A 13,549-nucleotide genomic window follows, 5' to 3' on the forward strand; every position below is an offset into this window, starting at 1 on the left:
ATTGCTACACAACTTGCCGCTCGACTTGCATGTATTAGGCCTGCCGCTAGCGTTCATCCTGAGCCAGGATCAAACTCTCCATTGTAAAGTTTTTTCCGACTTATATTCCTATAGTCATTTGTTTCCTATAAGATCTCAGGTTCTTGCTGTTTAATTTCTAATCTTTTTCGTCCAATACTTCAAAGAACTTCATGCATCTCTTTTGATGCCTCGTAAGTAGTCTAAACCACTCCTATTTCTACCGTAAATTTTTTCGCTGTTTTCCCGAACAGGATTGCAAAGGTAAGAAGAATATTTTGAATCCAAAGCAAAATTTTGAAAAATTTTATTTTGTTTTTCTCACTCTACATCTTGTCAACACAACTACTCCACACCGTCTTTCTCTCCGTTCCCCCCGTTTGGGAATGCAAAAGTGCAACTCTTTTCCGCAACCACAAAATATCAATCGAAAATAATTTAATCCCTGACTTAAATCAGCTGGAAATCAAGAGGAAAAATTTTTCAAAAACGAAATCCTGGACGCACTTCCCTTCTTCGATTATTTAAAATCTCTTGAATAAAATAGAACCGAAGCGAGAGTTCGTGGGCTCCACCGGTATTTTGCCAGCCCAAGCCTGATAAGGTAAAATCATAACTATAACCTACCTCCATACCATTTCCTAGGTCAAATCCCACCACAGCAATCAAGGATTCCTGATTAGGTAATTCATTGACCCTTGGAATCCCCCGATACCACAAACCAATAGATAAAGGCTCTAAAAATAATTCCGAACCAATTTCGAATTGTTGAAAAGGTCCACGCTGTTGGTAATGAAATGCAAATGCAAGTGATCGATCCTGCCTGGAGTTATTAAAATAATCATTGATACCACCTCTCTCCAAATCAAGTCGCATGCCTCCATGGGCACTCCACCGAATTGGTAAACGATCAATATTATCCAAAAAAGAAAGATTAGGCCTCGTAATCTGAAAAGAAGAAACTCCCAACCAAAACCGATGATTGTAAAACAAGAGTCCGGCAGCTAAATCAGCAAAACTTTTTTGTCTGTCATCTATCATCAAACCATTATCGCCAATCACTACCCCACGGTCAATATCTAATTGGGAACTCAAGATCACTTCATCAAAGGCAACTGCACGTACTGAATAATTTCCCATAACCCCAGCACTCAAAAAAGAGCGTTCCCCTAAGCGAACTTGATAAGCATAAGACAATCCCAATTCAAAATGCTGCAATTGTGTAAAGGTTTCTCGAAATCCGTTTACTAAAAAACCAACCCCTGAATTCTTTCCCTCCAAAAAGGTGTCACCAGATACAGCAAATGCCTGCACTGTTTGATCCAGGGCAGGCCATTGGTTTCTATAATTTAACCCTAATCGTGACACAGCTGCTGTTCCCGTAAAAGCTGGATTCAGATTTTGACCTGCAGCATAAAACTGGGAAAAAAGCACCTGCTGACTTTTTCCCTCATGTACCAATAGCACCAACAATATGATATATCCCAACAGCCTTCTCATCTGATCAATTTAAATTTACCAGTCTCCTCAAAGACCTCCCCATCAGCACTTCTAAATTGTACACTAAACACATAGGTGCCAGATGGAGCCTCTTCCCCATTGACTGTGCCATCCCAACCAATTCCATCTACACCAGAACCTTGATAAATCAGATTCCCCCAAAGATTAAATACTGATAGTTCAACAGAAACTATCCCTTTTGTCTTAGGGGTGAAAACGTTGTTCTGCGCTAAGCTAGGAGTAAATCCTGTAGGAATCATCACTCGATAACTTTGGGTAACCGCCACTACCTTAGTAAACACCTCTTGGCAACCCAATTCGTCCTCAACTGTCAGGGTCACCAGAAACTCTCCTCGTTGGCCAAACACATGCACAGGTGATGGGTTTTCACTTGTATTCCCATCTCCAAAATCCCATAGCCAACGAACAACATCTCCTATTGAACTTGCAATGAAACGAATGGGATCATCTATAAAAATCCCTCCTGCATCTTCTATCGACACCCCTGTTCCATCAATTTCAAATGTAAAAGTAGGATTCATTTCCACGGATTTAATCAAAACCTCAAGTTCTACGGATGGAGACCAACAATCCAAGTCTTTATTTTTTATCTGTACCTCATAGATACCAGCTATGGCAATAGATCCTAGGTCTTCATTAACTAAGAACTCTCCATCAAAACCTAATGCCCGATAATCAAAAACTGTATCGTCATAGCCAACTATATACTCCCTCAAATCAACCGTTCCTCCTATCTCACAGGCAATCCCCGGACTGTTGACCGTTAGAGAGGGAAAGTCAGGAATGGTGATTTCTATCACTTCAGACTCTGTCGGGCAATTTTTATCATTGAATGCAATCACCTTATAAAAACCTGCTTCAGAAGCGGCAAATGTTGCTTCAGCCGCCCCATCAATCAAAACATCGTTAAAATACCATTCAAACTCCACATAGGTATCATCTCCCTGAGCTAGTAGCAGCAAGGTATCTCCCTCACAAATTCGTGCTTGTTCAATAGGTAATCTTGTCGATTCCTGCACAATTTGAATTTGGGCAGGTGATTCTTGAATCAACAAACGGATAGAATTTCCAGCGGAAGTTTTTCCATAACTATCGGTGATGGTATAAAAAATCTCCACTGTTTCATCCACGAAACCAGGATTAGGAAAAAAGGTAAAACCGCCTCCTAATTCATCTGCCGTAAATGTTCCTTGAGGAATGACCAATACACGGTTTTCTGGTCTGCACCTACCTTGAGAACAAACATCTTCTTCTTCCGCTCGAATCTCATCCAATGTTCTATAGAACTGAACACAACGAATCGTAGAATCATCATTAGGAAGCACAACAACATTTTCACTAATGGTATACGTATTTTCGCGACCTTCACAAGATGCTTGGTCATCAATGTCAATAGCTGTAGGGTTTTCTAATCCATCTTGATCTGATACTTCCACTTGCAAATCGCGGATTTCATGAATATTGGTAGAGCCTCCAGTAGATGCTGCAAAACCAATTTTTAAATTACGTGGCGCAGGAAAATTATAAGGCTGATCAACCAAAACAGGAACAGTTCTGGGCTGATTGGGAATGGTGGTTACTAAAAATTCCACATTTAATAAATACCCTGTTCCCGAAGTGTTTGGAGATAAATCAATGAATACTTTTCGGTATCCTACTTGATTCGGATTGGTCACTCGCTGCGTACCGGGCCCTCCAGAGGATAAGTTAAAACGATTAGCAGCAGGCAGTAACAAAGGTGAACCAACACCAACTTGAGGTGATGATTGGGTGACTACTCCTCCTATTCCTTGGTAGCCTGAAAATTGATTGCCAGCACCTCGTAAATAGACAGCGTTTGGAAAAAGATCATTCCCATTGTTACTAAAGCCACCTACCTTGCCCTCGGCCACACTAGCGAAATTCCCAAATGCGTCGATTCCGATCCCTAAATAAGCACGAGACAATCCGGGTTCGTTATTTCTTGGAGCATATCCTAAAGAGCCTCCAAATCCTCCAGGAGAAAAAACAGGTGTATCTCCATCAAACAAGAAAACTGAGAATCCATCCGCTCCATCACCTCCGTACATAAAAAACTCAAAAGAGGTTTTAATTCCAAAAGCGGAAGGAAATGGTATATCTATATAAACAAATCCACTTTGAAACTGCTGCGCATCCGTCAATCGAAGAACACCATCAACAATCCGTGCACTTCCTCCGAGAATAGTAGATGATTGAATGGTCCCACTACCAAAATCTTCACAATAAGGAAATCCAATTTGCGCTTGAACTTTGCTTGAAAATCCGACAATAAGGCTAATTGTAACAACTAAAATAAAAAAAGGAATATACCTCCCCACAATCTTTTTTTCTTTAAAGAAAGGGATTTCAACTAAAAAAACAAAGGCCCCTCTGATAAAGGAGCCTTATTATTATCTTAAAATCGTCTGTGTCCGATCAGGACCTACTGAGACTAACTTAATTGGAACTTCCAATGCTTCCTCCAAATAGGTTACATAATCTTTCAATTCCACAGGAAACTCTTCATAAGCCTGTACATTTCTTAAATCCGTATTCCAGCCTTTCACGGTTTTATATACTGGCTCTACTTCCTGATCATTCAATTCGTAGGAAAGTTTATCCACCATGCTACCATCAGGCAACTTGTAATGTGTACATATTTTGATTTCTTCAAAAATATTCAGCACATCTGCTTTCATCATAAATAATTGAGTCACCCCATTAATCATGATGGAATATCTCAACGCAGGTAAATCAATCCAACCACATCTTCTAGGTCTTCCCGTAGTCGATCCAAATTCATTCCCTTCCTTGCGCATAGCCTCACCATCTCCATCAAATAACTCGGTAGGAAATGGCCCACTTCCAACACGGGTACAATACGCTTTAAAAATACCAAATACTTCTCCAATCTTGGAAGGCGCCACTCCTAGACCTGTACAGGCACCCGCAGCCATGGTATTGCTAGATGTCACAAATGGGTAGCTACCAAAATCAATATCCAATAAAGAACCTTGGGCACCTTCTGCCAAAACTGACTTACCTTCTTTGAGATAGGCATTTACTTCATATTCACTATCGACGAGATTGAGCGTTTTGAAAAACTCTACAGCATCGAAAAACACCTTTTCCAACTCTGCCAATGGACTGATATCAAAGTCATAAAAACCTAAAATGCCTTTATGCTTCTCTACCAAGGCTTGGTACTTCTCCATGAAATCAGGAGACATAATATCACCTACCCGTAAAGCTACTCTACCGATTTTATCCTGATACGTAGGTCCAATTCCTTTCAAAGTTGAACCGATTTTTTTATCACCTTTGGATTTTTCGTAAGCAGCATCCAACAATTTATGTGTAGGAATGATAATAGTTGCTTTTTTGGAGATAAATAAGTTAGAGCGAAATGAGATATTGAATTTATGAAGACCCTCGATTTCCTTTTTCAGAATAACTGGATCTAATACTACACCATTGCCAATGATATTGGTAATATTATCTCTAAAAATACCCGATGGAATCTGATGCAACACGTGCTTGATACCATCAAACTCTAAGGTGTGGCCAGCATTTGGACCACCTTGAAATCTTGCAACCACCTGATATTGTGGAGCCAATACATCCACAACCTTTCCTTTTCCCTCGTCCCCCCACTGCAAGCCTAATAGAACATCCATCTTCATGATTTTTTATGCAAAGAGATTAAGCCGTGAAATTTGGAATAAGGTTAATGAATTGCAAGAAAAAGCGTTTATTTATTATAAATTATAAATCAGTGTAGATGTATGGTGCTTCACTCGCTTCAAAAATCAATACTGACAAAATAATAATTGAGATAGTTTTCATTATCCTGGTTTTTAGCTTTAAAAAACAACCGATCTGCATACGCAAAAAAGAATGTACTAAGATTTGCATTAATTTCGGTGAGATTTACCTCTCCTACTTTCTCAAATGATTGATCGAAAATCTCTAAATTCACTTGCTCAATTTCTTCAATTTTTGACTGAGGAGACTTTACCAACCTACAAAAACCCTTGCCATTGGGCAGCTTCTCAAAATTCCCAAAAGCCACATCTTGATCCCATTCGCCCATAATTTTCATTACCTCCATGAAATCTTTTCTATCTCCACCCTTTAAGTTTTCCGGTATTTCTATTCTCGCAGTTTTACTCAAAGGAAACAACGATGAGGAAAAACTTTTATTGGAGACTTCAAAGGTATTCAGGTCAATCAGCACAAATTCACTACTATAATTATAAGAAATCACTAATTGATCCCTGTAGACATAAATAAACGGCATATTATTTTTTGAAATCCCTTCATGCCGAACCTCATTTTTCCGAATCAGTTCAGTGTCTGCCCACATGGGTAATTCTGAAAATTCCCCATTACTCAAATCAAAAGAGACTAGTTTAAATTCCTTGGTCTGAAAGTTTTCTGTAAAAAAAAACAGTTTCTCCCGCCTTTGATCATATCCCCTGAAAAAGTGATCCAAATAAAAGCTAACCCCATGATTTAAGCCAAAAAATACACTTCCATCAAATAGAGATGAATTTATGAGCCTTTGGTTAACAATATCTGAATAACCATCTTGATCAATCATGATGTTCTTAGCATTGAATAAAACCAGTCCAAATGAAGTCCTGACAATATTTGAGAGTCCCTCAACTTTTCTTGGCCCATCATTCTTTAAAAAATTCCCAGCTATCACTTTCAAGCTATCTCCATCAAAATACAAGGTATCTATAGCATTCCTAATCATATTGAAGGAAAGCATTGTGGTGTCATCCAAAAAAGTGGAGTATGGAAATGGGTAAGCAGAAGTCAAGTCTGTATCTGCGTAATAAACTCTGATTTCCTGACTCACCTCAACAAAAATCTCCTGTCCTTCAACCGGTTTTTCTGAAGAACAGGAGATTAATAAAGTGAAAAATAAGAAGGATAACGCAACAAATTGTAAATATTTCTTCACTACGCTATTTTACTTTTTGCCTCTTCTATGGATTCAAAAACTGTAAAGATATTATTCAGCTTGGTGATAATCAGCAATTTTTTCACATGCTCAGAAGGAGAACAGAGGTAGACTTCCCCGCCTGCATTTCTCATTTTTGTCAGCATGGTAATTAAAAGCCCAATGCCACTAGAACTGATGTATCTGATATCAGAAAGATCGATAATAAAGTTTTTGATATCATCATTGACAGCGTCCGAAACAAACTCAACCAATTTGGGGCCTACTTCATCTCCGATCAGATCACCGGAAAGGTTCAAAAGATGCCACTGAGTTTCTTTCGCTAAATCGTACGTTAGTTTCATACTTGAGGTCTATGTTCACAATTAGATTTTTGGCAATTCCCATACAAAATAAGGGAATGATGGAGAACTTTAAAGTCCAGAACTTCTCCTACGGTATTCTGAATGTTTTGGATGCGCGGATCGCAAAATTCCAGGACTTGATTACAGTCTACGCAGATTAGATGGTCATGCTGCTTGTATCCATACGATTTTTCGAATTGTGCCAAATTTTGTCCAAACTGATGCTTGGTAACCAAATCACAGGCTACTAGCAAGTCTAATGTGTTGTACACAGTGGCTCTACTGACACGGTAATTCTTATTTTTCATACTGATGTAAAGAGATTCTACATCAAAATGACCAGTTCTACCATAAATTTCTTCCAAAATTGCATATCGCTCCGGTGTTTTCCGAAGCTTTTGATTCTCCAGATAAGCAGTAAAAATCTTTTTTACCTCTTCATAGAGTTCCACATTTAGCGCCATGATCCAATGTTTTTTGCAAATATAACGCTTCTAATTTAGAAATGATTCAAATAAGCCTAAATCAATCAAATCTAGTGACCTTAATTATCCCTTCTACTTTGTCCAGATTTCCAATAAGTTTATCCAAATGTTGCGTACTATTCACATACAATTTAATTGTGCCCTCGAAAACCCCACTATCAGAATCTACAGTAATCGAACGCATGTTTACCTTAAGTTCATTGGAGATAACTTTGGTGACATCATTAATCAAACCTACCCTATCAGTTCCAACAATTTTTAACCCAGCTAAGAATGCTATTTCCTGTTGAGAAGTCCATTTGGCTTTAATGACTCGATTGCCGTGATTGGACAACAACTCCAAAGCATTTGGACAGGATGTTCTATGAATTTTAATTCCTTCATTAATGGTCACAAAACCAAACACATCATCTCCTGGAATAGGATTGCAGCACTTGGCCAAAACATAATCCACCACATCCATGTCCTCCCCAATTAAGAGTTGATCATGCTCGGGACCTTTGATACTTTTTAGCTCTTTGGTAAAGGTAGACTCATCTTTAACCTTTTCTGTAGATGGTTTTCCTTTTTGTTTTTTCTGCTCCTTAAAATCTTTGAAACCTTTGATAAGCGTGGAATCAATTGCCCCCTTCCCCACTTTGTAATAAAACTCATTCGGTGTCTTCGTCTCAAAGTATGCACGTAACTGTTCTATAACTTCGGAATTGAAATCCATCTTCATTTGCTTCAGCTTACGCTGTACAATCTCTTTCCCATCCATGATGGTAGATTTTTTCTCATCCCTTAAAGCATCCTTGATTTTGGCCTTGGCCCTAGAGGTGACGACTACATTTAACCAGTCTTCGGTTGGTTTCTGTTTGTTGGAAGTGAGTATTTCTACTTGATCACCATTTTTGAGTTTATGGTTGATAGGCACTAAGCGGTTATTTACTTTAGCACCAATACACTTTGCACCAACCTCGGTATGAATTTCAAAAGCAAAATCTAAGGCGGTTGCTCCAAATGGCATGACTCGAAGATCCCCTTTAGGAGTGAACACGAATACTTCATCATGAAATAAATTTCCGCGGAAATCATCCATAAACTCAATTGCAGAGCCATCATTAGATTCTAATAATGTTCTCACTTGCGTAATCCAAGCATCCAATCCTGACTTAGACTTTTGGCTGGCAGTTTCTTTATCCTTGTATTTCCAGTGAGCTGCATAACCTCGTTCTGCAATTTCATCCATGCGGACAGTTCTAATCTGTACTTCCACCCATTGACCCGTGTTACTCATGACCGTGGTATGAAGGGACTCATAGCCATTGGCACGAGGTGTGCTTATCCAATCTCTCAATCGATCAGGGTTTGGTCTGTAAAAATCAGTTACTATCGAATATACTTGCCAACAATCAGGCTTCTCCATATCCTCATCAGAATCCAAAATGATCCTGATAGCAAACAAATCATATACCTCCTCAAAAGGAATATTTTGAGTTTTCATTTTAGTATAAATGGAATGTACTGATTTCGGTCTGCCTTTAATTGTAAATTTAAAACCCTGTGCTATCAATTCCTCCTCAATAGGGGCAATAAAACTTTTGATGAATTTATTTCGAGACAGCCTCGTCTCATTGATTTTCTCTACAATAAAATCATAGGTATCGGAATCTGTATATTTCAAATGCAAATCCTCCAACTCTGACTTGATTGCATAGAGACCCAATCTGTGCGCCAAAGGAGCATACAAATACATCGTCTCAGAAGCTATCTTCAACTGCTTATGCCTTGGCATGCTATCCAAGGTTCGCATATTATTTAATCGATCTGCGAGTTTGATAAGTATTACACGAACATCATCAGAGAGCGTTAGCAACATTTTTCGGAAGTTCTCTGCTTGTTGAGAAGATCCATATTCAAAAACACCTGAGATTTTGGTCAATCCATCGATAATTGTCGCTACCTTATGTCCAAACTCCCGTTCAATATCTTCCAATTCCCAATCGGTATCTTCCACTACATCGTGAAGCAAAGCCGCAACAATACTTGTAGTACCAAGGCCAATTTCTTCAACGCACACAAGTGCCACCTCAAGGGGATGATAAATATAAGGCTCCCCTGATTTTCTCCGCATTTCTTTGTGAGCATCACTCGCAACATTGAATGCCTTCTTTATAACCTTAGCATCACCATCTTTCAACAAAGGCTTTGCCGTCCTCAAAAGTTTGCGATAGCGCTTGAGAATTTCTTTTCTTTCTACTTCAAGATCTACTTGTATCATATACTCGAATATATAGCTATTCTAGAATTGGAAATCATCAGCAAAGAAAAAATAAAAAAAATTGTATTTTTTTATTCTCCTCATTTGCAAGTTAAATTTTCCTTACTACTTTTGCATCCACATTTAAGCGGATGTGGCGAAATTGGTAGACGCACTAGACTTAGGATCTAGCGCCGCGAGGCATGGGGGTTCGAGTCCCTCCATCCGCACACAACAACCCTCAATCACGGTTCCAATTCTGGCCCAGCAATGGAGTCCGAATCTGAGAAAAGAGATTGAGGGTTTTTACATATTATCTACTTTAAAATTTAGAAGCCTTGGAAATTACACTAGACAAGCAATCAGCAAATCAAGCTTCAGTTAAAATTAAGCTAAATGAAGCAGATTATCAACCAAAGGTTGATGCTAAACTTAAGGAATATGCCAGAAAAGCAACCATCAAAGGCTTCAGACCTGGCAAAGCTCCTATAGGAATGATCAAAAAAATGTATGGTACTTCTGTTATGGTAGAAGAAATCAACGATTTGTTATCCAAGTCTTTGAATGACTACTTGAAGTCTCAAACATTCAGAATCCTCGGTGATCCACTTCCTGTAATTGAAGATGCCGATAAAATTGACTGGAAAACTCAAAAAGAATTCGAATTCGAATATAGAATCGGATTTGTAGATCAAGTAACCGTTGACTTGTCTGCTCCAATCGACGTGAAAGAATACCAAGTAGAAATGGGTGAAGCAGAAGTAAATGATGCGATCACAAATTTACGAAGACAATATGGTCAAATGACCAACCCTGAAGAGAGTCAAGCTAATGACTTTATTTATGGTGACTTTAAAAATGAATCGGGTAGCATCGAAAAAACATTCTCTCTCCCGCTTTCTAAAGTAACTGAAAAGGAATTGAAAAACTTTATTGGACTGAAAAAAGGTGATGTTTTAACCTTCAATCCAAGCAAAGCTATTTCAGAAGATGTTGCCACTGTCTTAGGCATCACTGCAGAGGAAGTGGAGCAGTTAGGCAAAGCTTGTACATTTACTGTACAAAATATCAACAGAACTGAAGATGCTGAAATGAATCAAGAGTTTTTTGACAAACTTTTTGGACCAGGTCAAATCGAGTCTGAGGAGCAGTTTGTTGAAAAAGTAAAAGCCATTCTAGCTGAAAACTACAATAAAGAGATCAAAGTATATGCTGAAGAAAAAATTAAAGATCAGTTAGTAGCCAATGCTAATATAGATCTTCCAGAAGCATTTTTGAAAGAGTGGTTGCTAAAAGCAAATGAAGGCAAAGTTACTAGCGAGCAAGTTGAGCAGGAATATCCAATCTATGCCAAACAGCTTTCTTGGACCATTGTCTCCAATGAAATTGCGAAAGCCAACGAAATTAAAGCAGAGCATGCTGATGTAATTGAGAAAACCAAAGACATGATCAGAGAACAGTTTGCATCTTCTGGCCTTGGTGCTCAACTAGAAGACAGCATGGAAATGTTTGTAGATAATTATTTACAAGGCAATGAAGGTCAGAACTATATGCAGATGATCACATCTGTTCAGAATGATAAAGTTTTGGCTTTTGTCAAAGAAAAGATGAACATTCAACAGGAAGTAGTTTCCGTGGAGAAATTCAAAGAGCTCTTAGAAAACTAATTCAGGTTTAAAATCGTTAAGATAAAAAGTCCTTCTTTAAGGGCTTTTTTTATTTTTGTATCACACAAACGAAGTAATATATGTTCAACAAAGACGAATTCAGAAAATACGCAGTACATTCCAGAGGAATTAGCGGTAATGCTTTTGACCAATACAGCACGCACATTGAAAGTATGACGCGTTCAGTAATTGAAGAGCGCCCAACAAACTTTAGAGAAATCGATGTATTCTCCCGTTTGATCATGGATAGAATCATTTTCTTGGGTACTGGCGTAGATGACTTTATCGCAAATATCATCACAGCTCAATTACTATTTTTGGAATCAACCGATCCTAAAAAAGACGTATTGCTTTACATCAACAGTCCGGGTGGTTCCGTGACTGCTGGTTTGGGCATTTATGACACCATGCAATACATCAATCCAGATGTAGCTACCATCTGTACGGGTATAGCTGCCTCCATGGGAGCTGTGTTGTTGGCAGGCGGAGCGAAAAATAAGCGTTCAGCTTTACAACATTCCAGAGTAATGATTCATCAGCCATCCGGTGGAATGCAAGGTCAATCTAAGGATATGGAAATTTCCTTAAAATTGATCCTTTCTATGAAGGAAGAGTTGTATCAGATTTTAGCAGATCATTCAGGCAAAACTTTCGAAGAAATCGAGAGAGATTCTGACAGAGATTACTGGATGAAGGCACCTGAGGCAAAAGAGTACGGTCTAATTGATGAAGTACTGATCAGAAAAAGATAATCATGGCACAAGTTACCTGTTCTTTTTGCGGCAGAAATAAAAAAGATGTAGAGTTGATGGTTTCGGGTATTTCTGCCCACATCTGCAACTTCTGCATTGATCAAGCGCACCAAATCCTCGGAGAAGAGGACAAAAACAAGAAGACCGCAAAAAGTCCTAAATTCAAACTTAAGAAGCCAAAAGAACTGACTGAATACCTTAACCAGTATGTAATCGGTCAATTAGAAGCTAAGAAAGTTTTAACGGTAGCCGTATACAATCACTACAAGCGACTACAGCAAAAAACCTCAGAAGAAGACGAAATCAAAATTGAAAAATCCAATATCATCATGGTGGGTGATACAGGTACAGGTAAAACCTACTTGGCCAAAACCCTAGCCAGAACGTTGGAAGTTCCTTTTTGTATCGCGGATGCTACTGTATTGACTGAGGCTGGCTATGTAGGCGAAGACGTAGAAAGTATTTTGACACGTCTATTACAAGCTGCCGATTACAACGTAGAAGCTGCGGAAAGAGGCATCGTTTACATAGATGAGATTGATAAAATTGCCCGTAAATCTGACAATCCATCCATTACACGCGATGTATCTGGAGAAGGTGTACAGCAAGCTTTATTGAAATTATTGGAAGGCACTGTCGTAAATGTTCCGCCACAAGGAGGAAGAAAGCATCCCGACCAAAAGATGATCGCTGTTAACACAGAAAACATTCTATTTATCTGTGGTGGAGCTTTTGATGGGATCGGTAGACATATTGCCAAGCGAATGAACACACAGCCATTAGGCTTCAATAAAGTTGTAGAAGGCAAGAATGTTGACCGAGCTAATTTATTACAATACGTCACTGCTCAGGACTTGAAATCTTTCGGATTGATTCCGGAATTGATCGGTAGACTACCAGTAGTGACTCATTTAGATCCATTGGATCGTTCGGCCTTGAAAAGTATCCTCACAGAACCAAAGAATGCCTTAACCAAACAGTATATCAAGTTAATGGCCATGGAGAATGTCGAGTTGATATTTGATGAATCTGGCATAGATTATATTGTAGATAAAGCAGTGGAGTATAATTTGGGTGCACGGGGTCTACGTTCCATTTGCGAGGCTATCATCACAGATGCTATGTACGAACTTCCATCTGATGAATCTGTCAAAGAACTCATCATCGATGCCAAATATGCCCAAGAGCAATTTGATAAATCAAAATTCAAAAAGTTGCAAGTGGCTTAAAGATAAAAACCTCTCTATTAGGGAGGTTTTTTTGTTTTTAATGATTGGTGCTTGGTGATTGAGAAGAAAGGAGAAAGGTTAAAAGAGAATGGTGAAAGGAAGAGTGAACAGTTGGCAGTGAACAATGAACCACCACTTCATCATTCAAAATTCGGCGTTCATCATTCGACATTTCAAAACTATCAAAAAAATAGCTTCCCTGCCTCCGCGGACTCTGCGAAAAACTTTGGGCACTCTGCGGTTAAAAGATCTCCGTATGGGTTTCACGCAAAGTCGCAATGGCTCAAAATTTTAGTAAAAGAACCATCTCCTCTACTTC

General features: G+C 38.8%; 11 protein-coding genes, 1 tRNA gene and 1 rRNA gene. 5 read left to right on the plus strand and 8 right to left on the minus strand.

The window, feature by feature from the left end:
- From ACXIUD_RS18715 to ACXIUD_RS18750, 8 genes are all read right to left on the minus strand, one after another.
- Positions 1 to 85, minus strand: a 16S ribosomal RNA gene (locus ACXIUD_RS18715); the annotation flags it as partial.
- A gap of 416 nt (positions 86 to 501) precedes the next feature.
- The gene (locus ACXIUD_RS18720) at positions 502 to 1,518 is read right to left on the minus strand and encodes a PorP/SprF family type IX secretion system membrane protein (protein WP_458054180.1); all 1,017 of its coding nucleotides are present in this window, start codon (positions 1,516 to 1,518) and stop codon (positions 502 to 504) included.
- Positions 1,515 to 3,878 (minus strand): PKD domain-containing protein, encoded by a 2,364-nt coding sequence (locus ACXIUD_RS18725; protein WP_458054181.1) that lies wholly within the window; start codon positions 3,876 to 3,878, stop codon positions 1,515 to 1,517. Before ACXIUD_RS18725 ends, ACXIUD_RS18720 begins: the two co-directional genes overlap by 4 nt.
- 72 nt (positions 3,879 to 3,950) lie before the next feature.
- Positions 3,951 to 5,222 carry an adenylosuccinate synthase gene (locus tag ACXIUD_RS18730; RefSeq protein WP_458054182.1) on the minus strand — a complete coding sequence of 424 codons (1,272 nt, stop codon included), beginning with the start codon at positions 5,220 to 5,222 and terminating at the stop codon, positions 3,951 to 3,953.
- Positions 5,223 to 5,341: 119 nt separating this feature from the next.
- A complete protein-coding gene (locus ACXIUD_RS18735; RefSeq protein WP_458054183.1) occupies positions 5,342 to 6,511 on the minus strand; it encodes a hypothetical protein in 1,170 nt (389 codons plus the stop codon).
- Entirely contained in the window at positions 6,511 to 6,855 is a 345-nt protein-coding gene (locus ACXIUD_RS18740; RefSeq protein WP_458054184.1) for an STAS domain-containing protein, read from the minus strand. Before ACXIUD_RS18740 ends, ACXIUD_RS18735 begins: the two co-directional genes overlap by 1 nt.
- On the minus strand, positions 6,852 to 7,319 hold the full coding sequence (locus ACXIUD_RS18745; protein WP_458054185.1) for a Fur family transcriptional regulator: 468 nt from the start codon (positions 7,317 to 7,319) through the stop codon (positions 6,852 to 6,854). Before ACXIUD_RS18745 ends, ACXIUD_RS18740 begins: the two co-directional genes overlap by 4 nt.
- Before the next feature lie 61 nt (positions 7,320 to 7,380).
- Complete coding sequence (locus tag ACXIUD_RS18750) at positions 7,381 to 9,603, minus strand: RelA/SpoT family protein (RefSeq protein ID WP_458054186.1); 2,223 nt, start codon at positions 9,601 to 9,603, stop codon at positions 7,381 to 7,383.
- A 127-nt stretch (positions 9,604 to 9,730) separates the two neighbouring features.
- On the opposite strand from ACXIUD_RS18750, the gene ACXIUD_RS18755 reads away from it, so the two are divergent.
- The 5 genes from ACXIUD_RS18755 to ACXIUD_RS18775 form a co-directional block, all read left to right on the plus strand.
- Positions 9,731 to 9,812: transfer RNA gene (locus ACXIUD_RS18755), tRNA-Leu, on the plus strand.
- A gap of 108 nt (positions 9,813 to 9,920) precedes the next feature.
- The gene (gene tig / locus ACXIUD_RS18760) at positions 9,921 to 11,249 is read left to right on the plus strand and encodes a trigger factor (protein ID WP_458054187.1); all 1,329 of its coding nucleotides are present in this window, start codon (positions 9,921 to 9,923) and stop codon (positions 11,247 to 11,249) included.
- 80 nt (positions 11,250 to 11,329) lie between these two features.
- Positions 11,330 to 12,001: a ClpP family protease gene (locus tag ACXIUD_RS18765; protein ID WP_458054188.1), complete on the plus strand. Its 672-nt coding sequence runs from the start codon at positions 11,330 to 11,332 to the stop codon at positions 11,999 to 12,001.
- Positions 12,002 to 12,003: 2 nt separating this feature from the next.
- Positions 12,004 to 13,230, plus strand: a complete 1,227-nt coding sequence (gene clpX, locus ACXIUD_RS18770; protein ID WP_458054189.1) for an ATP-dependent Clp protease ATP-binding subunit ClpX — start codon at positions 12,004 to 12,006, stop codon at positions 13,228 to 13,230.
- Positions 13,231 to 13,284: 54 nt separating this feature from the next.
- Positions 13,285 to 13,549 (plus strand): hypothetical protein (locus ACXIUD_RS18775; RefSeq protein ID WP_458054190.1); only part of this gene is annotated, 265 nt, incomplete at its 3' end.

This window comes from Mongoliitalea sp. (assembly GCF_054166905.1).